The organism is Pseudomonas sp. 9_2_1 (assembly GCF_059295275.1).
Window position 1 is genome coordinate 1,822,494 of sequence record NZ_CM181239.1, and the last position, 24,502, is coordinate 1,846,995.

At 63.1% G+C, this 24,502-nt stretch carries 24 protein-coding genes; 17 read left to right on the forward strand and 7 right to left on the reverse strand.

Going from position 1 to position 24,502, the window contains the following annotated elements; translation table 11 throughout:
* Positions 1 to 27: 27 nt before the first annotated feature.
* The 4 genes from sucC (at position 28) to AC5O5I_RS08125 (ending at position 4,826) form a co-directional block, all read left to right on the forward strand.
* Complete coding sequence (sucC, locus tag AC5O5I_RS08110; RefSeq protein ID WP_172230028.1) at positions 28 to 1,194, forward strand: ADP-forming succinate--CoA ligase subunit beta; 1,167 nt, start codon at positions 28 to 30, stop codon at positions 1,192 to 1,194.
* Complete coding sequence (gene sucD, locus AC5O5I_RS08115; protein WP_172230032.1) at positions 1,194 to 2,078, forward strand: succinate--CoA ligase subunit alpha; 885 nt, start codon at positions 1,194 to 1,196, stop codon at positions 2,076 to 2,078. Before sucC ends, sucD begins: the two co-directional genes overlap by 1 nt.
* Positions 2,079 to 2,560: 482 nt before the next feature.
* Positions 2,561 to 3,874: a branched-chain amino acid transport system II carrier protein gene (gene brnQ, locus AC5O5I_RS08120; RefSeq protein WP_172230035.1), complete on the forward strand. Its 1,314-nt coding sequence runs from the start codon at positions 2,561 to 2,563 to the stop codon at positions 3,872 to 3,874.
* A 202-nt stretch (positions 3,875 to 4,076) separates the two neighbouring features.
* Complete coding sequence (locus AC5O5I_RS08125) at positions 4,077 to 4,826, forward strand: DUF599 domain-containing protein (protein WP_494512324.1); 750 nt, start codon at positions 4,077 to 4,079, stop codon at positions 4,824 to 4,826.
* Between the two features lie 67 nt (positions 4,827 to 4,893).
* On the opposite strand, the gene AC5O5I_RS08130 is transcribed toward AC5O5I_RS08125, so the two are convergent.
* Positions 4,894 to 5,169, reverse strand: coding sequence for a hypothetical protein (locus tag AC5O5I_RS08130; protein WP_172226308.1), 276 nt, complete (start codon positions 5,167 to 5,169; stop codon positions 4,894 to 4,896).
* Between the two features lie 155 nt (positions 5,170 to 5,324).
* On the opposite strand from AC5O5I_RS08130, the gene AC5O5I_RS08135 reads away from it, so the two are divergent.
* The 4 genes from AC5O5I_RS08135 (at position 5,325) to AC5O5I_RS08150 (ending at position 9,059) form a co-directional block, all read left to right on the forward strand.
* Positions 5,325 to 5,801, forward strand: coding sequence for a PaaI family thioesterase (locus tag AC5O5I_RS08135; RefSeq protein WP_494512325.1), 477 nt, complete (start codon positions 5,325 to 5,327; stop codon positions 5,799 to 5,801).
* Entirely contained in the window at positions 5,798 to 6,280 is a 483-nt protein-coding gene (locus tag AC5O5I_RS08140) for a PaaI family thioesterase (protein WP_172286245.1), read from the forward strand. The genes AC5O5I_RS08135 and AC5O5I_RS08140 overlap by 4 nt, the downstream gene beginning before the upstream one ends.
* Before the next feature lie 70 nt (positions 6,281 to 6,350).
* A complete protein-coding gene (gene htpG, locus AC5O5I_RS08145) occupies positions 6,351 to 8,255 on the forward strand; it encodes a molecular chaperone HtpG (RefSeq protein ID WP_494512326.1) in 1,905 nt (634 codons plus the stop codon).
* A 78-nt stretch (positions 8,256 to 8,333) separates the two neighbouring features.
* Positions 8,334 to 9,059 (forward strand): dienelactone hydrolase family protein, encoded by a 726-nt coding sequence (locus AC5O5I_RS08150; protein WP_172226281.1) that lies wholly within the window; start codon positions 8,334 to 8,336, stop codon positions 9,057 to 9,059.
* 130 nt (positions 9,060 to 9,189) lie between these two features.
* Here the strand turns inward: AC5O5I_RS08150 and AC5O5I_RS08155 are convergent, their stop codons facing one another.
* Positions 9,190 to 10,053, reverse strand: a complete 864-nt coding sequence (locus AC5O5I_RS08155) for a pirin family protein (protein ID WP_494512327.1) — start codon at positions 10,051 to 10,053, stop codon at positions 9,190 to 9,192.
* A gap of 118 nt (positions 10,054 to 10,171) precedes the next feature.
* On the opposite strand from AC5O5I_RS08155, the gene AC5O5I_RS08160 reads away from it, so the two are divergent.
* Positions 10,172 to 11,176 carry an amidohydrolase family protein gene (locus tag AC5O5I_RS08160; protein ID WP_172286249.1) on the forward strand — a complete coding sequence of 335 codons (1,005 nt, stop codon included), beginning with the start codon at positions 10,172 to 10,174 and terminating at the stop codon, positions 11,174 to 11,176.
* Positions 11,177 to 11,263: 87 nt separating this feature from the next.
* Here the strand turns inward: AC5O5I_RS08160 and fabB are convergent, their stop codons facing one another.
* The 5 genes from fabB to AC5O5I_RS08185 all read right to left on the reverse strand — a co-directional run bounded on the left by fabB (position 11,264) and on the right by AC5O5I_RS08185 (position 18,184).
* Positions 11,264 to 12,484: a beta-ketoacyl-ACP synthase I gene (gene fabB / locus AC5O5I_RS08165; RefSeq protein ID WP_172226272.1), complete on the reverse strand. Its 1,221-nt coding sequence runs from the start codon at positions 12,482 to 12,484 to the stop codon at positions 11,264 to 11,266.
* A gap of 11 nt (positions 12,485 to 12,495) precedes the next feature.
* A complete protein-coding gene (gene fabA / locus AC5O5I_RS08170) occupies positions 12,496 to 13,011 on the reverse strand; it encodes a 3-hydroxyacyl-[acyl-carrier-protein] dehydratase FabA (RefSeq protein WP_027592861.1) in 516 nt (171 codons plus the stop codon).
* A 207-nt stretch (positions 13,012 to 13,218) separates the two neighbouring features.
* Positions 13,219 to 15,150 carry an ATP-binding protein gene (locus AC5O5I_RS08175; protein WP_172226269.1) on the reverse strand — a complete coding sequence of 644 codons (1,932 nt, stop codon included), beginning with the start codon at positions 15,148 to 15,150 and terminating at the stop codon, positions 13,219 to 13,221.
* Positions 15,147 to 16,037, reverse strand: coding sequence for an ABC transporter substrate-binding protein (locus AC5O5I_RS08180; RefSeq protein ID WP_494512328.1), 891 nt, complete (start codon positions 16,035 to 16,037; stop codon positions 15,147 to 15,149). The genes AC5O5I_RS08175 and AC5O5I_RS08180 overlap by 4 nt, the downstream gene beginning before the upstream one ends.
* A complete protein-coding gene (locus tag AC5O5I_RS08185; RefSeq protein WP_172226263.1) occupies positions 16,037 to 18,184 on the reverse strand; it encodes a TonB-dependent receptor plug domain-containing protein in 2,148 nt (715 codons plus the stop codon). The genes AC5O5I_RS08180 and AC5O5I_RS08185 overlap by 1 nt, the downstream gene beginning before the upstream one ends.
* Before the next feature lie 191 nt (positions 18,185 to 18,375).
* On the opposite strand from AC5O5I_RS08185, the gene AC5O5I_RS08190 reads away from it, so the two are divergent.
* From AC5O5I_RS08190 to AC5O5I_RS08225, 8 genes are all read left to right on the forward strand, one after another.
* On the forward strand, positions 18,376 to 19,401 hold the full coding sequence (locus AC5O5I_RS08190; protein ID WP_172286251.1) for an NAD(P)H-dependent glycerol-3-phosphate dehydrogenase: 1,026 nt from the start codon (positions 18,376 to 18,378) through the stop codon (positions 19,399 to 19,401).
* A gap of 24 nt (positions 19,402 to 19,425) precedes the next feature.
* A complete protein-coding gene (locus AC5O5I_RS08195) occupies positions 19,426 to 19,773 on the forward strand; it encodes a DUF4389 domain-containing protein (protein ID WP_172224100.1) in 348 nt (115 codons plus the stop codon).
* A complete protein-coding gene (gene sixA, locus AC5O5I_RS08200) occupies positions 19,770 to 20,228 on the forward strand; it encodes a phosphohistidine phosphatase SixA (protein ID WP_172224097.1) in 459 nt (152 codons plus the stop codon). The genes AC5O5I_RS08195 and sixA overlap by 4 nt, the downstream gene beginning before the upstream one ends.
* A gap of 106 nt (positions 20,229 to 20,334) precedes the next feature.
* Positions 20,335 to 20,742, forward strand: a complete 408-nt coding sequence (locus AC5O5I_RS08205) for a hypothetical protein (protein WP_256676310.1) — start codon at positions 20,335 to 20,337, stop codon at positions 20,740 to 20,742.
* A gap of 71 nt (positions 20,743 to 20,813) precedes the next feature.
* On the forward strand, positions 20,814 to 21,602 hold the full coding sequence (locus AC5O5I_RS08210) for an alpha/beta fold hydrolase (protein WP_172224093.1): 789 nt from the start codon (positions 20,814 to 20,816) through the stop codon (positions 21,600 to 21,602).
* Positions 21,599 to 22,453 (forward strand): alpha/beta hydrolase, encoded by an 855-nt coding sequence (locus tag AC5O5I_RS08215; RefSeq protein ID WP_494512329.1) that lies wholly within the window; start codon positions 21,599 to 21,601, stop codon positions 22,451 to 22,453. The genes AC5O5I_RS08210 and AC5O5I_RS08215 overlap by 4 nt, the downstream gene beginning before the upstream one ends.
* Positions 22,454 to 22,562: 109 nt before the next feature.
* Positions 22,563 to 23,357, forward strand: a complete 795-nt coding sequence (locus AC5O5I_RS08220; protein ID WP_172224087.1) for a DUF4892 domain-containing protein — start codon at positions 22,563 to 22,565, stop codon at positions 23,355 to 23,357.
* A gap of 12 nt (positions 23,358 to 23,369) precedes the next feature.
* Entirely contained in the window at positions 23,370 to 24,422 is a 1,053-nt protein-coding gene (locus AC5O5I_RS08225; protein ID WP_172224084.1) for an AI-2E family transporter, read from the forward strand.
* The last annotated feature ends 80 nt before the right edge of the window (positions 24,423 to 24,502 follow it).

The following is a 24,502-nucleotide window of genomic DNA, read 5'->3' on the forward strand; positions in this document are numbered from 1 at the left end:
CAGTACCTAACGAAGACGGTAAAAAGCATGAATCTTCACGAGTATCAGGGTAAGCAGCTGTTCGCTGAATACGGCCTGCCAGTTTCCAAGGGTTTCGCAGTCGACACCCCTGAAGCTGCAGCAGAAGCCTGCGACAAGATCGGCGGGAACGAGTGGGTTGTCAAAGCCCAGGTTCACGCAGGTGGTCGCGGCAAGGCGGGCGGCGTCAAGCTGGTTCGCAGCAAGGAAGACGCCAAGGCGTTCGCTGCGCAATGGTTGGGCAAGCGCCTGGTAACCTACCAGACCGACGCCAACGGTCAGCCAGTGACCAAGATCCTGGTCGAATCCTGCACTGACATCGCCAAAGAGCTGTACCTGGGCGCTGTAGTCGATCGCTCGAGCCGCCGTATCGTGTTCATGGCCTCCACCGAAGGTGGCGTGGACATCGAGAAAGTCGCTCACGAAACTCCTGAGAAGATCATCAAGGCTACTATCGATCCACTGGTCGGCGCTCAGCCGTTCCAGGGTCGTGAACTGGCATTCCAGCTGGGTCTGGAAGGCAAGCAAGTTGCACAGTTCGCCAAGATTTTCGTAGGCCTGGCCAAGCTGTTCAAAGAACACGACCTGGCCCTGCTCGAAGTCAACCCGCTGGTCATCAAGGCCGACGGCGACCTGCACTGCCTGGATGCGAAGATCAACATCGACGCAAACGCCATGTACCGTCAGCCCAAGCTGAAAACCTTCCACGACCCGTCGCAGGACGACCCTCGTGAAGCCCACGCTGCCAGCTTCGAGCTGAACTACGTGGCGCTGGAAGGCAACATCGGCTGCATGGTCAACGGTGCCGGCCTGGCCATGGGTACCATGGACATCGTCAACCTGCATGGCGGCAAGCCAGCCAACTTCCTCGACGTTGGCGGTGGTGCTACCAAAGAGCGCGTTACCGAAGCGTTCAAGATCATTCTGTCCGACAGCAATGTCGCGGCCGTTCTGGTCAACATCTTCGGCGGCATCGTTCGCTGCGACATGATTGCCGAAGGCATCATCGGTGCAGTGAAAGAAGTCGGCGTGAAAGTTCCGGTCGTCGTTCGCCTTGAAGGCAACAACGCCGAACTGGGCGCAAAAGTACTGGCAGAAAGCGGTTTGAACATCATTGCGGCAACCAGCCTGACCGACGCTGCTCAACAAGTTGTCAAAGCTGCGGAGGGCAAGTAATGAGCGTCCTGATCAATAAAGACACCAAAGTCATCTGCCAGGGCTTCACCGGCTCGCAAGGTACTTTCCACTCCGAACAGGCCATCGCCTACGGCACCAAGATGGTCGGCGGCGTAACCCCAGGCAAGGGTGGCAGCACCCACCTGGGCCTGCCGGTGTTCAACACCGTCAAGGAAGCCGTGGAAGCTACCGGCGCTGACGCTTCGGTCATCTACGTACCGGCTCCGTTCTGCAAGGACTCGATCCTGGAAGCGGCCTTCGGCGGCATCAAGCTGATCGTCTGCATCACCGAAGGCATTCCTACCCTGGACATGCTGGATGCCAAGGTCAAGTGCGACGAGCTGGGCGTGACCCTGATCGGCCCTAACTGCCCAGGTGTCATCACCCCGGGCGAGTGCAAGATCGGCATCATGCCAGGCCACATCCACTTGCCAGGCAAGGTCGGTATCGTTTCGCGTTCCGGCACCCTGACCTACGAAGCTGTGAAGCAGACCACCGACGCCGGCTTCGGCCAGTCGACCTGCGTCGGCATCGGCGGTGACCCGATCCCGGGCTCCAACTTCATCGACATCCTGAAGCTGTTCCAGGAAGACCCGAAGACCGAAGCGATCGTCATGATCGGCGAGATCGGCGGTTCGGCTGAAGAAGAAGCTGCGGCCTACATCAAGGCCCACGTCACCAAGCCTGTGGTTTCCTATATCGCTGGTGTTACCGCACCTGCGGGCAAGCGCATGGGCCACGCCGGCGCCATCATCTCCGGCGGCAAGGGCACTGCGGACGAGAAGTTCGCCGCCCTGCAGGACGCGGGTGTGAAGACCGTGCGTTCCCTGGCTGACATCGGCAAGGCCCTGGCCGAGCTGACTGGCTGGGAAGCCAAGAAGTAATACTGCTACACCCCCCACGCGCACAGAGGCCACCTTCGGGTGGCCTCTGTCGTTTTTGGGTTCGTGAAATTCAGCACCGGCCCCTTCGCGGGTAAACCCGCTCCCACAGGTAGCGTACAGTCCTTGAGGTTTGTGATTTCCCTGTGGGAGCGGGTTTACCCGCGAAGGGGCCGGTGCAGACAACATGGAATTTTCGATTGCCTGGATAGGAATTTTCATACAGACGAATGTTTCAATCCGAGGATAATTCCCACTGTTGACGGTCGCGCAGACGACAAACATGTACGCACATCGGACAAGCAGCACTGTGCCAGTGCGTTTGACTGACAAAACAGTTACATTACGTGTTCACTCTGTGCCCGTACCCCAAAAGGGAACGACACGCTAAACGGGTCTGGCCTATCAAGCCGGGCAGCATTTCCCCTCATCCAATGGGAAATCCCCTCTCGAATCCCGATTTCAGCAGTGTGGTACTACCTTAAATGAAAGTTCTCAAAGGCCAGGATATCCTGGCGCTTGGCTTTATGACGTTTGCGCTTTTCGTAGGCGCTGGCAACATCATCTTCCCGCCTATCGTCGGTCTGCAGTCTGGCCCGCACGTGTGGATGGCCGCCCTCGGCTTCCTGGTTACCGCGGTGGGCCTGCCGGTCATCACCGTGGTCGCCCTGGCCAAGGTCGGCGGTGGCATGGATGCCCTGAGCAGCCCGATCGGCAAGTTCTTCGGCGGCTTGCTGGCAGCCGTGTGCTACCTGTCGGTCGGCCCCCTGTTTGCCACCCCGCGTACCGCGACCGTGTCGTTCGAAGTAGGTGTGGCCCCGCTGACCGGTGAAAGCCCGCTGGCGTTGTTCATCTACAGCCTGGTGTACTTTATCGTGGTGCTGGCAGTGTCCATGTATCCGGGCAAACTGCTCGATACCGTGGGCCGCTTCCTGGCACCGTTGAAGATCATCGCCCTGGCCGTATTGGGTATTGCAGCTTTTGCGCTGCCAGCCGGGACCATTGGTGAAGCGCAGCCTGCCTACGCCGCCGCCGCGTTCTCCAAAGGCTTTTCCGACGGTTACCTGACCATGGATACCCTGGGTGCCTTGGTGTTCGGCATCGTCATCGTCAACGCCATTCGCTCGCGCGGTGTCGAGTCGCCGAAGCTGATTACCCGCTACGCCATCATCGCCGGCCTGATCGCCGGTGTCGGCCTGGCCCTGGTGTACATCAGCCTGTTCCGCCTGGGCGCCACCAGCCACGATATCGCGGCGGACGCTACCAACGGTGCGGCGGTCCTGCATGCCTACGTGCAGCATACCTTCGGCTCGCTGGGCAGTGGCTTCCTGGCCGTGCTGATCGCGCTGGCCTGCCTGGTGACTGCGGTTGGCCTGACCTGCGCCTGCGCCGAGTACTTCAGCCAGATCCTGCCGCTGTCGTACCGCGCACTGGTGGTGATCCTTGCCGGCTTCTCGCTGCTGATCTCCAACCTGGGCCTGACCAAGCTGATCATGTTCTCGATCCCGGTGCTCACCGCCATCTACCCACCGTGCATCGTGGTGGTCGGCCTGAGCTTCGTGAAGGACCTGTGGAACTCGCCGACCCGCATCCTGGCCCCGGTAATGCTGGTATCGCTGGTGTTTGGCATGGTCGACGCGATCAAGGGCAGCAGCATTGCCCATGTGCTGCCGGACTTCCTGGCGCACCTGCCATTGAGCGATGCGGGCATGGCCTGGCTGGTGCCTTCGGTGGTGACCCTGGTGGGTGCCGTCGCCTGCGACCGCATGCTCGGCAAGCCGCGCGAGGCGCTGGCCTGATAGCCGAAGCCTGAGGGCGGCACCGGCCACAAGCCGAAAGGTGCGCGCCAAGGGTGGAAGCTTGAAAGCCCCGTATCCGAGAGGATGCGGGGCTTTTTCTTTGCCTGTGCAGATATCTGCCAGAAGGTGTGCCTTTTGCCGCTTGCCAGCGTCGAAACCCGGTCCCTATCCTCTAGGCACCTGGCCCATTCGGGAACACTGCATGAACTTCATCCAAAGCAACCTCAACAACCTGTTGGCCATCGTCTGGTTTGCCCTGTGCTGGGGCGGGTACACCCGCTATGCCATCTGGAAGGGCCGCGACACCGCCTGCCTGGCCAGCGTGCTGCACCTGTACCGGGAAGACTGGATGCGCCGCATGTTGCTGCGCGACAACCGCATCGCCGATGCCAGCGTGATCGGCAACCTGGAGCGCAACGCCTCGTTCTTCGCCTCCAGTACCCTGATCATCCTGGCCGGCATACTCACCGTGCTGGGTGCCTCGGACCGGGCACTGTCGCTGCTGGCCGACCTGCCGCTAGTCCAGCAGGCGTCCCAGGGCATGTCGGAGATCAAGCTGCTGTGCCTGGCCACGGTGTTCGTCTATGCCTTCTTCACCTTCAGCTGGTGCATGCGCCAGTACAACTTCGCCGCAGTACTGGTAGGCTCGGCACCGATGGTCGGCGAGCGCCTGGTCAACGAGCTGGAGCGCAAGGCGTTTGCTTCACGCGCGGCGCGGGTACTGTCGCTGGCTGCCAACCAGTTCAACCTGGGCCTGCGCTCGTATTACTTCGGCATGGCCATGTTGAGCTGGTTCATCAGCCCGTGGTTGTTCATGGCCATGAGTGTCGGGGTAGTGCTGATCCTGTACCGCCGCGAGTTCCATTCGGATGTGCTCGATGTGATGGTGTTCACACCCACGGAAAGTGTGCCTGGCGAGCCTGCCAGGGAAACTAGTGCGGCGGGCAACTGAAACGTTTAATCCTCAAGTTTCAGGCACAAAAAAACCCGACAGCGTCGGGTTTTTTTGTTTCAGCCAATTACTGCTTGGCGGGTTCGGCCGGCGTAACTGGGGCAGCCGGAGTAGCCGGAGCGGCTTCTTCGGCAGCCTTCTGCTCGGCTTCGGCCTGATCTTTGGCAGCTTCGGCGTTTTCCTTGGCGGCGTCGTTCATCTTATCCTGAGCTTCACCCATTTTCTCCTGGGCTTGTTCAGCATGTTCTTGTGCGTCCTGGGCTTTGTCTTCGCTCGCTTTATCGCAAGCGGCCAGGCCCATGGCAGCAGCCAGCATCAGAGCAAAAGCAAAAGGTTTACGCATGGGGGTGTTTCTCCTTGGTGGAATAAGTTGACTTGAACCTTCGAGTACAACTACGCGGAAGAAGTTCAACGGAGATTACAGATATATAACGCCCCGTTCCAGATAGACTTTTTACTCAATCCATGCCGCTGCGGCAGTTCAGGTGGATACAGCGAATGAGCGATTCAACCTTGATGGCCATGGCCGAGCGTTTTCTCTCGGCATTGAAACATTGCCAGTTGTTGCAGATGCGTGTGGTACACGCCGATGCGCAGGGCATCACCCTCATCCTGCCCTGGTCGCCGGCCATCGTCGGCAACCCGCAAACCCGCGCTGTGCATGGCGGCGCCCTGACCACGCTGATGGACACCACCTGCGGCATGGCCACGCTGTGTGTGCTGCCGCGCTTCGAGGTGTGCCCGACGCTGGACCTGCGTATCGACTACATGCACCCGGCGCAGGCCGGCAAGGCAATCTACGGCCATGCCCAGTGCTACCGGGTGACCCGTGATGTGATCTTTACCCGTGGCACCGCCTACCAGGACGACCCTGACCAGCCGATTTGCCAGGTGGTCGGTACATTCATGCGGCTGGGCCAGGAGGTCAAGGGCGGCATCCGCTTTGGCAACAACCTGAAGGAGGGTGGGGCATGATTCCGCACGCGGTTCGCCAGCAGCTCAACGCCGCCCATGCCCAAGGGGATTACCGGCCGCTACTGGCGCTGATCCCCTACGCAGGCCTGATCGGCATCGAATGCGAGCGCCAGGGCGAGGACCTGCTGTTTCGCCTGCCGGCCAACCCGGACAACATCGGCAACCCGCTGCTGCCCGCCATTCACGGCGGCGTGATCGCCGGCTTCATGGAGCTGTCGGCGGCGCTGTACCTGCTGATCTACAGCGACAGCGCAAGCATTCCGAAGATCATCGATTTTTCCATCGACTACCTGCGGGCCGGGCATTTTCGGGATACCTACGCACAGTGCCAGCTGTGGCGCCAGGGTCGACGGGTGACCAACGTGGCCATCACCGCCTGGCAAGGTGACAGGCAATCGCCGATCGCCACGGCGCGCGCGCATTTCAAGATTGAACCGGAAAAGCCCTTGAAATCATCCGGGCTGCCCCCATCTGCATGACATCCGCCGTTAACGCAGGCCGAACCGGCCGCCAGGCGCCCACTGCCATCAGATCGGAGTTTTGAAGACCATGAGTGTGGATACTCAAAAAGAAACGCTGGGCTTCCAGACCGAGGTAAAGCAGCTGCTGCACCTCATGATCCATTCGCTGTATTCGAACAAGGAGATCTTCCTGCGTGAGTTGATCTCCAACGCCTCCGATGCCGTGGACAAACTGCGCTTCGAAGCGCTGGCCAAGCCCGAGCTGCTCGAGGGCGGCGATGAACTGAAGATTCGCGTGAGCTTCGACAAGGACGCCGGTACCGTCACCCTCGAGGACAACGGCATCGGCATGAGCCGCGAAGACGTCATTGCTCACCTGGGTACCATCGCCAAGTCCGGCACTGCCGACTTCATGAAGAACCTCACCGGTGACCAGAAGAAGGACTCGCACCTGATCGGTCAGTTCGGCGTGGGCTTCTACTCCGCGTTCATCGTTGCCGACAAGGTCGATGTGTACAGCCGTCGCGCCGGCCAGCCGGCCGCCGAAGGCGTGCACTGGTCGTCGAAAGGCGAGGGTGAGTTCGATGTGGCCACCATCGACAAGCCACAGCGCGGTACCCGCATTGTCCTGCACCTGAAGAAGGACGAGCTGGAGTTCGCCGATGGCTGGCGCCTGCGCAACGTGGTCAAGAAGTACTCCGATCACATCGCCTTGCCGATTCAGCTGCCGAAAGAGCAAGCTGCAGCCGAAGGTGATGAACAGCAAGCCGAAGAGTGGGAAACCGTCAACCGCGCCAGCGCCCTGTGGACCCGTCCGCGTACCGAGATCAAGGACGAGGAATACCAGGAGTTCTACAAGCACATCGGCCATGACTTCGAAAACCCGCTGGCCTGGAGCCACAACAAGGTCGAAGGCAAGCTGGAATACAATTCGCTGCTGTACGTGCCGGCCCGCGCGCCGTTCGATCTGTACCAGCGCGAAGCACCGCGCGGCCTGAAACTGTACGTGCAGCGTGTGTTCATCATGGACCAGGCCGAGTCGTTCCTGCCGCTGTACCTGCGCTTCATCAAGGGTGTGGTCGACTCCAACGACCTGTCGCTGAACGTGTCGCGTGAAATCCTGCAGAAAGACCCGATCATCGATTCGATGAAGACCGCGCTGACCAAGCGCGTGCTGGACATGCTGGAGAAGCTGGCGAAGAACGAACCCGAGCAGTACAAGGGCTTCTGGAAAAACTTTGGTCAGGTGCTGAAAGAAGGCCCGGCCGAAGACTTTGCCAACAAGGAAAAAATCGCCGGCCTGCTGCGCTTCGCCTCCACCCAGGACGAGAGCGGCGAGCAAAGTGTCTCCCTGGCCGACTACCTGGCCCGCGCCAAGGAAGGACAGGACAAGATCTATTACCTGACCGGCGAGTCCTACGCGCAGGTCAAGAACAGCCCGCACCTGGAAGTCTTCCGCAAGAAAGGCATCGAAGTGCTGCTGCTGACCGACCGCATCGACGAGTGGCTGATGAGCTACCTCAACGAGTTCGACGGCAAGGCGTTTGTCGACGTCGCCCGCGGCGACCTGGACCTGGGCAACCTGGATTCGGAAGAGGACAAGAAGGCCCAGGAAGAAGTCGCCAAGGACAAGGAAGGCCTGGTCGAGCGCCTGAAAGGTGCGCTGGGTGACAGCGTGGCCGAAGTGCGTGTATCGCACCGCCTGACTGATTCGCCGGCGATCCTGGCCATTGGCGAGCAGGACCTGGGCCTGCAGATGCGTCAGATCCTCGAAGCCAGCGGGCAGAAGGTGCCCGAGTCCAAGCCGATCTTCGAATTCAACCCGGGTCACCCGCTGATCGAGAAGCTGGACAACGAACAGAGCGAGGACCGCTTTGCCGAGTTGTCGCACATCCTGTTCGATCAGGCGGCCCTGGCGGCCGGTGACAGCCTGAAAGACCCGGCGGCCTACGTTCGTCGCCTGAACAAGCTGCTGGTCGAGCTGTCTGCTTGAGTTGATGCACAGGAAAGCCCGCTTCGGCGGGCTTTTTTCATGGCAGGCTTTTTAAGAACAGTGCCAAAGGAGTGCTTGATGAGCAAAGTAATCGTCGAATCGCTGGTCTACCATCTGTCCGGCAAGACCTACGAAAGCCGCTTGGTCCATGAGCCGGGGGCGCTGGGCCGGCCGGGGCTGGTGATGGCGCCGAACTGGATGGGTATCGGCGAGGGGGCCGAGCGCATCGCCAAGGAAGTGGCCGAGAAGGGCTATGTGGTGCTGATTGCTGACTTGTACGGGCAGGGTGTGCGTCCGTCCAATGCCGACGAGGCCGGCGCGGCAATGATGCCGCTGAAGAACGACCGTGGTGAGTTGCGCAAGCGCATGCAAGAGGCCCTGGCGCAGCTGTTGGGGCAGTCGAAGGCGCTGCTGGAGCCTGGCATGGTTGGCACGTTCGGTTTCTGCTTCGGTGGCTGCTGCGCCCTGGAGCTGGCGCGTACCGGGGCTGACCTGCGGGCGGCGGTGTCGTTCCATGGCACCCTGGACACGCCGAACGCAGAAGATGCCAAGCGCATCAAGGGCTCGGTGCTGGTGCTGCATGGTGCTTCCGATCCACTGGTGCCGAAAGAGCAGTTGCCAGCGTTCGAAGACGAGATGAATGCGGCCAAGGTCGACTGGCAGCTGCTGAGCTACGGCGGGGCAGTGCACTCGTTTACCGACCCGAATGCCAATGTGCCGGGCAAGATGCAGTATGACCGCCGTACTTCGGAGCGGGCGTTCCGCTCGATGCACAACCTGCTCAGCGAAGTTTTCCAGCGCTGATACCGCAGGGGCCGCTGTGCGGCCCATCGCCGGCAAGCGCGGCTCCCACAAAGTGGCATGAGCTGTATCTGTGGGAGCTGGCTTGTCGTGGCGACGAACCGCGGCGATGGGCTGCAAAGCAGCCCCAAAATCACCTAGGCAACTCGATCCTCGAAGTTTCCCCCGGCACCACTGGCCAATCCCCGGCAGCCCACCTGGCCCTGGCTTGCTCGATCAGTTCCGGGTCACTGGCGACAAAATTCCAGTTCATCCGCCGCGGCCCATCCAGCGGGTCCCCGCCAATCAGTACCAACTGGCACTCTTCCTCGGCATACAGCGTCACCCATTCACCCTCTGGCAGGACCACCAGGCTGCACGCCTCGACCTGTTCGCCATCCATGAACAGCTCACCGTCGAGCAGATACAGCGCCCGCTGTACATGTTCGCCAGGTACTACCAGCGTAGTGGCCGGCTGCATCGTCACATGCGCATAAAGGGTAGGGGAGAGCACCGGCACCGGTGATTCCAGGCAGAACCCGCTGCCTGCAATCATGCAGATACGCACGCCCAGGCTATCACTGAACGGCAAGCTCGCCGCTGGATGATGGCTGTAGCTCGGTTCGCCCTGTTCCAGCGCCTGTGGCGAGGCCAGCCACACCTGCAGCCCGTGCAAGCGTGAGCCATGGCTCAGGGCGTCCGCAGGCGTGCGCTCGACATGCGCCACACCTTTACCAGCGGTCATCCAGCTCACATCCCCAGGCAGCACGCGCTGCTCCGAGCCGAGGCTGTCTTTGTGCAGGATTGCGCCTTCGAACAAGTAAGTCAGCGTTGACAGGCCAATATGCGGGTGCTGGCGGATGTCCATGCCGTGCCCCGGGGGATAGTCGGTTTCGAGCATATGGTCGAAAAACACGAATGGGCCGACGCTGCGGCACTGGGCCGATGGCAGCGGGCGCAGGATCGGCTGGCCCTCGACCGACTCGGCACGTGGGCGGATGACCAGAGGGCTGCTCATGGGAAGGGCTCCAGGCGAGGTGGAATGCCCCTAGCATAGCGGTTCGCAGGCGTTGGCTGAACCGTCTGGTTGGCCGGCCGGTCTACTCTTTCCATACCCGGTAAAAGGAAGCTGCCCCATGATAGCCAGAGCGCTGGCCTGCGTGCTGTTGTCCGGCTGGCTGTGCCAGGCGGCACAGGCGCGCGACTACCGCTACAGTGATGCCCACCTGCACTATGTCGACTTCTTCCAGGAAAGCGAGGGGATGCCGGCGCTTGTCAAGGCCATGGATGCGGCAGGTATCGACCAGTCGATGATTTCCGGTATCCCGGTGGCCAAGAAGTGGCATGAGGACGAGCCCAAGCGCCCGCGCTATTACGCCGGTGACGACGCCGATGCCTACTGGTACAGCGCAACCGACACCTACGTGGCGGCGGCCGTGCTGAAATTGCCGGACGAGCAGCGTCGGCGTTTTCATCCGTTCCTGACCGGTTTCAATCCGGTGGACAAGAACGCCGTCAGCCACATCGAACGCATGCTCGATATGTACCCGGGCCTGTGGCAAGGCATTGGCGAGGTATTCACCCGTCACGACGACCTCACGGCACTGACCAGTGGTGACACGCCGCGCGCCAACAACGAAGCCATGACGCGCATCTATCACCTGGCGGCCGAGCGCGATCTGCCGGTGCTGCTGCATTCCAACATCACCTCCAAGCGCGAGCGCAACCCGTTGTACCTGGCGGAGCTCGAAGAACCACTGCGCAATCACCCGCATACGCGGTTCATCTGGGCGCATGCCGGCAGCAGCATGGAGATCCACCGGCACCAGACGCAGATGGACTTTCTGCTGCCGGTGCTGACGCGGTTGCTGGACGATTACCCGAACCTGTATGTCGACCTGTCGTGGAGTGTGCTGGAGCCTTATCTGCTGGACGACAAGGGGGTACCGCGCAAGGAATGGCTGGCCTTGGTCGAGAAGCACCCGGAACGGTTCATGCTGGGGTCGGATGTGGTCGGGCGGTTTGGCAGCCTGGGGGAGCAACTGCACGGGTTCGGGCCGTTTCTGGATGCATTGCCGGAGGCGGTGGCAAACAAGGTGGCCCGGGAGAATTTTCTGTCTATTCTGCCCAGGCATAAATGATGGTTGCCGGCGATAGGGCCGGTACAGGCAGCAAAAACAAAAACGCCCCGAACCAGTCGGGGCGTTTTCAATTACTGCAGCGAGGCCTTACTTGCCTTCCCAGCGCTTGAGCACCAGGGTGGCGTTGGTGCCGCCAAAGCCGAAGCTATTGCTCATGACCGTGTCGATCTTGGCGTTTTCTTCGGTTTTGCGCAGGATCGGCAGGTCGGCGACCTCCGGGTCCAGTTCGTCGATGTTGGCGGAGCCGGCGATGAAGTTGTTTTCCATCATCAGCAGGCAGTAGATTGCCTCGTGTACACCAGCGGCGCCCAGCGAGTGGCCCGACAGGCTCTTGGTCGAGCTGATTTTCGGGGCCTTGTCGCCGAACACGGCGCGAACACCCTTGATCTCGGCAACGTCACCGACCGGAGTCGAAGTGCCGTGGGTGTTCAGGTAGTCGATCGGGGTGTCGACGGTGGACAGTGCCTGCTGCATGCAGCGGATGGCACCTTCGCCGCTCGGGGCAACCATGTCGTAGCCGTCGGAAGTGGCACCATAACCGACGATTTCGGCGTAGATTTTCGCGCCACGGGCCAACGCGTGTTCGAGCTCCTCGACCACCACCATGCCACCACCGCCAGCGATGACGAAGCCATCACGGTCGGCGTCATAGGCGCGCGAAGCCAGTTCCGGGGTTTCGTTGCGCTTTGTCGACAGGGCGCCCATGGCATCGAACAGGAACGACTGGCTCCAGTGCTCTTCTTCACCGCCACCGGCGAAGACGATGTCCTGCTTGCCCCACTGGATCTGCTCCAGGGCGGTGCCGATGCAGTGTGCCGAAGTCGCGCAGGCCGACGAGATCGAGTAGTTGAGGCCCTTGATCTTGAACGGGGTCGCCAGGCACGCCGAAACGGTGCTGCCCATGGTGCGGGTGACGCGGTACGGGCCGACGCGCTTGACGCCTTTCTCACGCAGGGTGTCCAGCGCTTCCATCTGGTTCAGGGTCGAGGCGCCGCCGGAGCCCGCCACCAGGCCGGTACGCGGGTTGGAAACCTGCTCTTCGGTCAGGCCGGCGTCCTTGATCGCGTCCTGCATGGCCAGGTAGGCGTAGGCAGCGGCGTGGCCGACGAAGCGGTAGACCTTGCGGTCGATCAGTTCTTCGAGGTTGAGGTCGATGGACCCGGAAACCTGGCTACGCAGCCCCATTTCCTTGTATTCCGGGTTGTAACGGATACCCGGACGGCTGTTGCGCAGGTTTTCGGTGACGGTAGCTTTGTCATTGCCCAGGCACGATACGATGCCCAGACCAGTGATAACGACGCGGCGCATGCGAATAACCCTTAGAAATTGTCAGTGGAGGTGAACACGCCGACCCGCAGGGCTTCGGCAGTGTAGATCTCGCGGCCGTCAACGCTGACGGAGCCATCGGCGATGGCCATGTTCAGCTTGCCTTTGAGGACGCGCTTGATGTGAATGTTGTAGGTGACTTTCTTGGCAGTAGGCAATACCTGGCCAAAGAATTTCACTTCACCCGAACCCAGGGCACGACCGCGGCCTGGCAGGCCCTGCCAGCCGAGGAAGAAACCGACCAGCTGCCACATGGCGTCGAGGCCCAGGCAGCCCGGCATGACCGGATCGCCTTCGAAGTGGCAGGCAAAGAACCACAGGTCCGGATTGATATCCAGCTCGGCGACCAATTCACCTTTGCCGTACTTGCCGCCTTCTTCGCTGATATGGGTGATGCGATCGACCATCAGCATGTTCGGCGCGGGCAGTTGCGCATTACCTGGGCCGAACAGCTCACCGCGACTGCAGCGCAGCAGGTCTTCCCGAGTAAAGGCGTGTTGTTTGGTCATGCGAGCTCCTCAATAACCCCCTGTGGCAGGGGATGAATCTTCCCGGCCGGCCCGAAAAGCGATGACTTCGGGGCGGCAGCCTACAGGTAGACTATTGCGTTGTGGTGAAAGTCACAGCGCACCTGGCGAAAGAAGTACAGGTGTGCACTGAAACGTCTATTTTCAGGTCCGATGAAGGTCCTGTCCAGTGTTTAAGACTGCCGCACTTTAGCATTTATCGCCAGTCGCGGTTGTCTGACCGGGTAGCCAGCGCTGCAGCACGCGCTGCAGTTCGCTGCGGCGCAACGGTTTGGTCAGGTAGTCATCCATGCCCGCGGCCATGCAACGCTCGCGGTCGCCCTGCAAGGCGTTGGCGGTCAGGGCGATGATCGGCAGGCGGGCGCCGTTGGGCAGCTGGCGGATGCGCCGGGTGGCCTCATAGCCATCCAGGTGCGGCAGGCGGCAGTCCATCAGCACGGCGGCAAAGCGCTGCTGGCTGACCCGTTCGACTGCCTCCAGGCCGTCCTCGGCGGTGCAAACCGTAACGCCAAGGCTGCGCAGCATGGCTTCGATGACGCTCTGGTTGACCGGATTGTCCTCTACCAGCAGCACTTCATCATTGCCGGCGACCGGCGTGCTGGCAGCCATTGGCAGGGGCCGCTTGCCGGGGGGCGGGCTGGCCACGGCCAGAGGCATCTCCAGGGTGAAGGTAGAGCCCAGGCCTTCCCGGCTTTCACCGCGCAGCTTGCCGCCCATGCGTTCGGCCAGGGTACGGGCGATCGACAGCCCCAGCCCGGTGCCGCCATAGCGTCGGGAAATCGAGCTGTCGGCCTGCTGGAAGGCGACGAACATCATTTCCAGGCGGTCGTTGTCGATGCCGATACCGGTGTCGCGCACACTGCAGGTCAACCAGATCAGCTGCCGGTCCAGCACCTGCCACTGCGCCTCCACCTGCACCTGGCCGCGTTCGGTGAACTTCAGGGCGTTGGCCACCAGGTTGAGCAGGATCTGGCGGATCCGCGTAGGGTCGCCGTTCACCTGCAATTGCTCGATGCCGGCCGGCAATTGCAGGTGCAAGCCGAGGCCGCGCTGCTGGGCGCTGTGCTGGAACGACTGGACGCTGCTGGTGATCAGCTCGGCCAGGTTGAAGTCGATATGCTCCAGTTGCAGCGCGGCGCGTTCGATGCGGGAGAAATCGAGGATGTCGTTGATGACCTTCAGCAAATGCCCGGTGGATTCACTGGCCACTGCGGTGTAGTCGGCCTGTTCGCTGCTCAACGAGGTGGTTTCCAGCAACTGCAGCATGCCCAGCACACCATTCATCGGCGTGCGCAGCTCGTGGCTCATCATGGCCAGGAAGTCCGATTTGGCCCGGTTGGCCTGCTCGGCCTCTTCACGGGCCTGGATCAGCTCGGCAATGGCCTGCTTCTGTTCGTCACTGGCCTGCTCCAGGGCCTGCGCCAGGTTGTTGATGTGGCGCGCCAGGTGGCCCAGCTCGCTGTCATCGACCACCGGCAAGGGGGTGTTGTACTCGCCTTGCTGAATCGCCTTGACCGCATGGCCCATGTCGCTGATCGGCTTGGCCAGGCTCAGGGCCAGGCGGCGCGCCAGCAAAAAGGTGAACAGCAGGGCGAACAGCGCCAGGATGCCGGCCTTGATCACGATTTCCTGCTGCCGCTGGCTGAAGGCGTCATCGGACATGCCGACGATCACCCGCCCCAGGTAGTCGTCACCAATGGCCGGGGTGGTAGCCTTGCCCTGTTGCAGGAAGTCGTTGTCCAGGCGGATCTGCTGCAGGCGAATGGGCGCCTGGAACACTTCGACCTGTTGCGCGCGGTTGGCGCTTTCGTCGGACTGCTCGACGTACACCAGGATGTGGTTACGGCTGTCCTGTACCTCCAGAAAACGCACGTGGGGAATGCTGAGGGTGGCACGCATCAGCCCTTCGAGCACTTCGTTGTTGCCCGAGATCACCCCGTATTCCGACGCCGGTGCCAGCTGGTTGGCAATCAGTTGCCCGGTGTGGTTGAGCTCCTGACGCAGGTCCTGGATGCGCACGAAGGTGAAAAAGCTGATCAGCAGCAAGGTCAGCAGCAGGGCCGGGCCGAGGCTGATGATCTGGGTGCGGGTATGAATGTCCCAGCTCAGGCGCTTGCTCATGGGGTGGGTTCTCCTTCGGCCAGGGCCTTGGCGGCGGCGTTCGGATCGATCGGTTCAAGGCCCAGGGCGCGGGCAACCTGCTGGTTGCCACTGACGCCGTAGCGCGCAGGGTAGAGGCTGCGCGGCCAGTGCGCGGGTGGCTGGTCGAGCAACTGGTCGAGCACCGCCAGCCAGTCGTCCTGGTCGCTGTAGGTGCTGGCCAGGGCACCGGCGCGGACAAAACCCGCGTTTGGGCCGATCAGCGCCATTTGTCGGCCATAGCTGCTCAGCAGCAGGTTCTTTGCGGTCTTGGAGTTGTACAGGGCCGGGTCGTCCAGGCCCAGCAGCACGTCGCTACTGGCCAAAAGCTGCTGCAGCGGCCGGCTGTCACGCGCGTCGGGCCAGTCCTGGGCCACGATCTCCAGGCCAAGCGGGCGGGCGGCATGGCGCAGTTCGTCGAGCAGAAAACCGCTGTGTTCACCGTACAGCACACCAATGCGCTGGGCCTGCGGCAGCAGGTAGCGTGCCAGGCGCAATTGCCGGCCCAGCGGCGCGTCGCTCCACAGCAGGGTGACGAACGCGGGGCGCGACTTTCCCAGGCGTTGTTCAGCCTGTACCCGGCTGATCCGCATGGCCAGGGCCGGTGGGCCGGCGCTCTCGCCCAGGCGCCACTCCAGCGCGGCGCTGTCCAGCAGGATCAGGCGCTGGTCGGTTTTCAGCTTGCCCGGGCGCGGCAGCTCGGCGGTGGTCTGGAAACGCACATGATCGTGCGGGCGACGGCTTTCCAGCGCGGCGACGAAGCTGCGAATGCCTGGCTGGTCTTCGCCGCCTACCAGCAGAATTTCGCTGGCGGACAACGGCCCCAACGGCCACAGGCAGAGCAGCAACAGACGCAGCAGCAGGGCCATCAGAACTCCAGCTCGGCGCTGACGCTCAGCCGGTGACGGCTGTCGTAGCGGTTCTGGATCGCCGTGGTCGGCTGGTCGTCCAGGCGCTGCTGCCACAGCGCCGCCAGTTCCAGGTTGCTGCCATACACGCGCAGGCGCTTGGCCAGGCGCAGGTCGATGCGTTCGTAGCGGTACTGGTTGAGCGCATCGTCGCCATAGTAGAACAGCGCGCTCGACCAGCCGTCGCCCCATTCGCGCAGCCACCCGGCCGAGCCGCTGTTGCGGGCACTGAGGCGGCGGTCGTCGGGGTTGCTGGCCCAGGCATCGACGTAGGCGTAGGTCAGGCGCAGGCGGTCGCGCAGGGTCGGGCGCCAGTCCAGTTGCGCTTCACTGCCGCTGAAGCGGGCCTTGTTGGCGTTGCTGGCAATGTACTGGTTGTTCTTCAGCGGCTCGCTGATCATGCCGGTGATCTCGTCGTAGAACAGCTTCACATCCATGCTCAGGTCGATGTCGCTGAAATAGCCGTTGTAGCCGAGTTCACGCGAGCGCATGCGCTCCTGTTCGAGGTCACCAGGGCCGCGGGTCTTGACGAAATATTCGCCGTTCTGCAGACCGAACGCATTGGGCGAGAGGTTCTTTACCGTGTAGCTCCAGTTGACGTTGTTCTCGAACATGTCCGGCGAGCGTACTGCTTCGGAGTACACCGCGCGCAGGCCGTGGCGCGGGGTGATCAGGTAGTTGATCGCCACGCGCGGGGTGAGCGAGTTGCCCGACAGGCGCGAGTCCTCGAACATGGCGCCGCCCTGCAGGATCCAGTGCTCGTCGGCGCGCCATTCGAGCTGGCCGAACAAGCGCCAGGTCTGGTCATCGAGGCTGCCGTTGAAGTAGGTCTGCGAATCGGCACGATCATAGCGGTAATTCATGCCGCTCAGCAGGCGCAGGCTGTCTGTCAGGCTCAGGGTGTCCTGGATTTCCAGGTCATAGCGGGTTTCGCGGGTGCTCTGGTCGACGTCGCCGCAGACCGGCTGGCTGCCACCGGCCTGCCATTGTTCGCGCACCTTGTTGGACAGGGCGCTGAGCACCGGGTCACTGCTGCTTGGCAGGTCGCCTGCGGCCACGCCGCGCGCGACTTTCTCGGCGAAGTCCGGGTTCATTTGCCAGAGCTGGGTCAGTTCAGGGCTGAACGACTGCAAGGCATCGCAGGCCCGCCACACCTGTTGCCGGTCGAAGTGCTGTGCCGAGCCCTGGATATAAAGGCTGTGTTCGGCACTGAACTCCTTGGTCCAGCGCAACGAGCCGGCGTAGTCCTTGGCGTTGACGTCGGCGTTGTTGCCGGCCTCGTACCTGGCAAACACCGGCTGGTAGGTGTAAGGCCGCTGGTTGCTGCCTTCCTTGGCCGCCAGTTGCCACTCCAGGGTCTGGTCCACCGCCAGGTTGTGGCTGGCGCTGAGGTTGAAGCGGGTCAGCCGGCGGCTGTCGCGGTAGTCCTGACCGAACTGGTCCTGGTCGAAGCCGTCGTCCTGCTGGCCCGACAGCGACAGGCGCATGTCGCCACCGTCCCAGCCGAAGCCGTGACTGGCGTAGAAGTCGTTGATGCCATCCTCGCCGCGGGTCAGCTTCAGCCGCGTGCCATGGCTGTCGGCGGGGTTGCGGGTGAGGATGTTGACCACGGCCATCAGCGCGTTGGCGCCGTAGCTGACTGTGTTGGGGCCGCGGAATACCTCGATGCGCTCGATGTCCTCCATGGCCAGCGGAATATCGCTCCAGTCGACGGTGGCCAGGCCGGCGCGGTACACCGAGCGGCCATCGATCAGCACCTGCATGCGCCGTGCATCGTTGACGTTGCTGCCGTGGTAGTTGACGGTCGGCTGGTTACCGGCGCCGTAGCCGATCATCATGCCCGGCACCAGGCGTAGCAGCTCGGGGATGTCACGGGCACCGCTGGCACGGATCAGCGCGCTGTCGAGCACGGTCATGCTGCCCGGCACTGCTGCCGGGGATTGTTTCAGGCGCGTGGCGGTCAGAACCTGCGGCAGGTCGGTGCTGTCGATGAACAGGTCATCTGCCATGGCCGGGCCACCGAGCAGGGCGGTCAGTATCAGCAGGCGCGGGTAAGGGGGCGTGCCAGGGAACACGGAGCGGCCTTGTATCAGGAGTGAAACAGGCATGGTAACTGACCTTGGCGCATTTGCCAGTGATCAGCCTTACCTGTTTGGGCCCTTTCGTGCTGCTGAAGGTGGCGCGGTCCCTGTGGGAGCGGGTTTACCCGCGAAACGGCCGGCACTGACACTGGTTCTGTAGCAGGCGAGCCGTATAATGGCGGCGTCGCCACTTAATTTTTGGCTTTAACGGATTGAATATGACTGAACAGCAACCTGTTGCAGTTCTGGGAGGCGGCAGCTTCGGCACCGCCGTGGCGAACCTGCTGGCGCAGAACGGTGTGCCGGTGCGCCAATGGATGCGCGACCCGGAGCAGGCCGAGGCCATGCGCGTCAATCGTGAAAACCCGCGCTACCTCAAGGGTATCCGCCTGCACGACGGCGTCGAGCCGGTCAACGACCTGTTGGCCACCCTGCAGGCCTGCGAGCTGGTGTTCGTTGCCCTGCCATCGAGCGCCTTGCGCAGCGTGCTGGCACCGCATGCCGAGCTGCTGCGTGGCAAGGGCCTGGTCAGCCTGACCAAGGGTATCGAAGCGCAAAGCTTCAAGCTGATGAGCCAGATACTCGAAGAAATCGCCCCCGAGGCCCGCATCGGTGTGCTGTCCGGACCCAACCTGGCCCGCGAGATCGCCGAGCACGCGCTGACTGCCACGGTGGTTGCAAGCGAAGACGACAGACTCTGCGAGCAGGTGCAAAGCGTACTGCACGGGCATACGTTCCGCGTCTATGCCAGTGGCGACCGCTTCGGTGTCGAGCTGGGCGGGGCGCTGAAGAACGTCTACGCCATCATCGCCGGCATGGCGGTGGCCCTGGGCATGGGCGAGAACACCAAGAGCATGCTGATTACCCGTGCCCTGGCCGAAATGACCCGCTTCGCTGTCAGCCAGGGCGCAAACCCCATGACCTTCCTCGGCCTGGCCGGTGTCGGCGACCTGATCGTCACCTGCTCCTCGCCCAAGAGCCGCAACTACCAGGTTGGCTACGCGCTGGGGCAGGGCCACAGCCTGGAAGAGGCGGTCAACCGCTTGGGCGAAGTGGCCGAAGGCGTCAACACCCTGAAGGTGCTGAAGGCCAAGGCCCAGGAAGCGCAGGTGTACATGCCGCTGGTCGCGGGCCTGCATGCCATCCTGTTCGAAGGCCGGACGCTGAACCAGGTGATCGAGCACCTGATGCGTGCCGAGCCCAAGACCGATGTCGATTTCATTTCCATCAGCGGCTTCAACTGAGCCGAACAGAGCAAGGAGCGGTACATGAACGATACCCCGGAACGCGCCCAGCGCGAGTCGATCATCCTGCGGGTGCTGTGGATGCTGGTGTTCCTGGTGGTCTGGCAACTGGCCGAGCTGCTGCTGGCTGGCCTGGTGCTGGTGCAGCTGATCTACCGCCTGGTATACGGCGCCCCTAGCGCCAGCTTGATGAATTTCGGTGACAGCCTCAGCCAGTACCTGGCGCAGATCGGCCGCTTTGGCAGCTTCCACACCGACCAGAAGCCCTGGCCGTTTGCCGACTGGCCGACCCCGCGGCCCCCTGAAGGCGAGGCCCCGCATGCCGTGGCCCCGGCCCCACACCCGGTACGTGACGAGGAGCCCAAGCTGTGAAGCTGTGGGTGCTGCGCCATGGTGAAGCGGAGCCGCGCGCCAATACCGATGCCGAGCGCCGCCTGACCGCCCATGGTCGCGAGCAGGTGCTGCGCAGCGCTGCCCGCCTGCTGGGGCAGCCGTTGCAGGCCATCATCGCCAGCCCCTACGTACGGGCCCAGCAGACGGCGGCACTGGTGCACGACACCCTCGGTTTCGCCGAGCAAGTGCGCACCGTGCCCTGGCTGACGCCAGAAAGCGATGTGCTGCAAGCGATTGGCGAAATCGAGCGGCTGGGCCTGGAGCATGTACTGCTGGTCAGCCACCAGCCGCTGGTGGGTAACCTGGTCGGGATGTTGGAACAGGGGCACCAGCAGCAGCCTGCAGCCATGAGTACGGCCAGCCTGGCAGAGCTGGAAGGGGAATGGCCGCTGGCTGGGCTGATGACGTTGCTGGCGATCAACTCCCCGGCGTGAAGCCCGGGGCCGCGCAATCAGGAAAGCAACTGGCATTTTTGCCAGTTGCCGCGCTTGCTGCACGGTTGCTACGGTTGGCTCCAGACAAATACGCAGGGAATAGCGAATGCGCGGTCAGATGTGGGAGCTGTTGAGCTCCTTGGACCTGCAACCCACCGTAGACAAGGTGCAACAAGGCGTAGTGCTGGATTTTGCCCATTACAGCCTGTTGCGCGATTCTGCCGATGCCAAGCTCCGTCACCTGATGCACAAGGTCAACGGCAACACCGAGCGCGAACCCACCGTGAGGCTGCAAAGCGAGCAGGACCTGCTCAGGCTTCAGGATGCCTGTCTGCGCGTCTCCCATCTGCTGCAAACCAGTTGCCTGGCCCTGCGTCGCCTGCAGCTGGACCACCAGGATCAGCGCCTGGCCCGCGAAGCGCTGGAGAGCCAACTGGCCTACATGCAAGCCTGCCTGCACCGTTCACTGGACAGTTTCGACCGTTCCTCATGGCCTGATAGCCACCGCCGATGACCTTTCCGGACGTTGCCGAACCGCCCGCCGATACCGACAATGGGCGATCATCCCGGTCCGGACCAGCCGCCATGTCGCAGCAGATCTTCTTCGCCCATGCCAACGGTTTTCCCTCGGCCACCTACGGCAAGCTGTTCGCCGCCCTGGCACCGGACTACCAGGTGCAGCACCTGGCCCAGCACGGGCACGATCCGCGCTTTCCGGTGGACGAAAACTGGCAGAGCCTGGTCGATGAACTGTTGCACCACCTGGCCCGGCAGGAGCAGCCGGTCTGGGGCGTCGGCCATTCGCTGGGCGGTGTGCTGCACCTGCACGCGGCGCTGCGCTGCCCCGAGTACTACCGCGGCGTAGTGATGCTCGACTCACCGGTACTCACCCGCGCCGACCAATGGTTGCTGCGCACGGCCAAGCGCTTCGGTTTCATCGACCGTATCACCCCGGCCGGGCGCACGCTTGGGCGCCGTGACAGCTTCGATGACCGCGACAGTGCCCGGGACTATTTTGCCGGCAAGTCGCTGTTCCGCCATTTTGACCCCGAATGCCTGGATGCCTATGTCGAGCATGGCCTGCAGGCCATGGAGCAGGGGGTGCAGTTGCGCTTCGACCCGGCTACGGAAATCAGCATCTACCGCAGCATCCCGCATACCAGCCCGGCACCGGCCCGGCAGCTGCAGGTACCACTGGCCATGGTGCGCGGCGAGCGCAGCAACGTCATTCGCCGCCACCACACCCTGGCGGTGCGCGGTATGCCGAAGGGCGAGTACCACAGCGTGCCGGGGGGACACATGTTCCCGCTGGAACGCCCAACCGACACCGCCAGCCTGATCAAGGGCCTGTTCGACCGCTGGAGCCAGGCATGAGCGCGCAGGTCGAGGAAGTGCGCCTGAGCCTGGGCCATATCGAACTGGCTGCGCACCTGTTCGGCCCTGAAGACGGGTTGCCGGTAATCGCCCTGCATGGCTGGCTGGACAATGCCAACAGCTTTGCCCGCCTCGCGCCGCAACTGCAGGGTCTGCGCATCGTTGCGCTGGACCTTGCCGGACATGGTTATTCCGAGCACCGACCGCCTGGCGCCGGGTATGCCTTGGCCGACTACGCCCATGATGTTCTGCGGGTGGCCGAGCAGCTGGGCTGGCAACGTTTCGCGCTGCTCGGCCATTCGCTGGGGGCGATCATCGCGGTGCAACTGGCCGGTGCCTTGCCAGACCGGGTCAGCCATCTGGCCTTGATTGACGGGGTCATTCCGCCAACCGGTGCCGAGCAGGATGCCGGCGAGCGGCTGGGCATGGCGCTGCAGGCCCAGCTGCGCCTGGATGGCAAGCGCAAGTCGGTATACGCCACGCTGGAGCAGGGCGTGCAGGCGCGCATGAAAGGCATGGTCGCGGTCAGCCGTGAGGCAGCCGAGCTGCTGGCCCAGCGCGGCCTGATGCCGGTGCCCGGTGGGTACAGCTGGCGCAGTGACAGCCGCCTGACCCTGCCATCGCCGCTGCGCCTGAGTGAGGCCCAGGCCATGGCGTATGTGCGCCGGGTGAGTTGCCCGGCGTGCCTGGTCGTGGCCGCCGACGGTATGCTGGCGCGCCACACCAAGCTGCTGGAGCAGCTACCCTTCGAACAGGTGGAGCTGCCCGGTGGCCACCACCTGCACCTGAACGATGAGCAGGGTACGGCCCTTGTCGCAGACTGTTTCAATCGTTTCTTTGGCATTCCTTGACTTGCACCGGACAAGTGTCGAGGCTTGGCGGGTTGAACAGGGAGACAACCATGCATCTGCCAGACATCCTGGAGTTTCACTTCGGCGCACCGCGCCGCCTGGGCCGCCAATGAGTGCGCCTGTAGCCATCCGCAATGCCGTCGCCGCCTGCCTGGTATTCGCCAGCCCCGTGCTGTGGGCCGGCAGCCTGCCGGTACCGGCGGACGCCAAAGTGGTCGACCAGCGCCCGGCCGTGGAGCAGGAGCGCGTCTACCCGATGGGCCCGCTGCGCAAGATCAGCGGCCGCCTGCGGATGGAGGACAAGGTCGAGAGCCGCGGCCAGGTCAGCTCGGTAACCTACGAACTGCCGGTCGAGCGTACCGCCCGCGAAGCCTTCACCAGTGCTCGTGAAGCACTGCAGCACGACGGTGGCTACCCGTTGTTCTGGTGCCAGGGCCGTGATTGCGGCGAGGCCAGCCTGTGGGCCAACGATGTGTTTGCCAATGCCCGCCTCAATGGCGGCGACGAGCAGCAGGCGTTCATCCTGCTGCGCCGCTCGGCCGAGCAGGCCGACACCCTGGTCGCGCTGTACAGCGTCACTCGTGGCAACCGCCGCGCCTACCTGCACGTTGAGGAGTTCGTTGCCGCCGGCCCGCTGGGCGAACTGTTGCCGACCGCTGCCACGGTGCTGCGCGAAATGCGCGATACCGGCAAGCTCGACTACCCTGACCTGGCGGCGCCGCAAGACACCTGGGTAAACCTGCTGGCCCGCAGCCTCAATCTCGACAGCACCCTGCGTGCCAGCCTCAGTGGCGCTCAGGCGGAATCCTGGCGCGAGGCGCTGGTCAAGGCGGGTGTACGCAACGGCCGCCTCGAAGTCGGCAGCGCGCCCACCGAAGGCCTGCACCTTGAACTGATCCGTTGAACGAGCGCCAACATGGTTAACAACGACCGCCTGCTGATCCAGATCCTGCTGCTGGCGTTGCTGGGTGCCGGCCTGTGGGTCATGGCTCCGTTCATTTCGGCGCTGTTGTGGGGGGCCATCCTGGCCTTTGCCAGCTGGCCATTGATGCGTTTGCTGACGCGCGTGCTGGGCGGCCGCGAGACCCTGGCGGCCAGCGTGCTGACCATTGCCTGGATCCTGATCGTGGCCCTGCCGCTGGTGTGGCTGGGCTTCAACCTGGCCGATCACATACGCGACGCCACCGCGTTCGTGCGTGACGTGCAGGTGGACGGCCTGCCCGATGCCCCCGCCTGGCTGGGCAGCATTCCGTTCGTAGGCGAGCGGCTGGTCAGCTGGTGGCAATCGCTGGACCAGCAGGGCGCCGCCTTGCTGGCTTCGGTCAAGCCGTACCTGGGACAGGTGGGCAACTGGCTGCTGGCGCGCAGTGCGCAGATCGGCAGCGGCGTGCTGGAGCTCACCCTCAGCCTGGTGTTCGTGTTCTTCTTCTACCGCGATGGGCCACGCCTGGCGGCGTTCGTGCTGCGCCTGCTGCAGCGCCTGATGGGTGACCGCGCCGAGTACTACCTGGAACTGGTGGCCGGCACTGTGCAGCGGGTGGTCAACGGGGTGATTGGTACTGCAGCCGCCCAGGGCCTGCTGGCAATGATCGGCTTCCTGATCGCCGGCGTACCTGGTGCCATCGTGCTGGGCCTGGTGACCTTCATGCTCAGCCTGATCCCAATGGGCCCGCCGCTGGCCTGGATACCGGCCACTGGCTGGCTGGTGTGGAAGGGCGAGTATGGCATGGCGGTGTTCCTCGGTATCTGGGGCACGTTCGTCATCAGTGGGGTAGACAACGTGCTCAAGCCGTACCTGATCAGCCGTGGCGGCAACCTGCCGTTGGTGATCGTGTTGCTGGGGGTGTTCGGCGGTTTGCTGGCGTTTGGCTTCATCGGCCTGTTCATCGGGCCGACCCTGTTGGCGGTGGGTTACAGCCTGTTGCTGGACTGGAGCCGTAACGCCGTGCAGCAGCCGCCTCAGCGGTAGCCTGTCCCGGCCTCTTGGCGGGTAAACCCGCTCCCACCGGAATCTCTCAGGCCTGAACCCATGAGGTCCCGGTAGGTGCG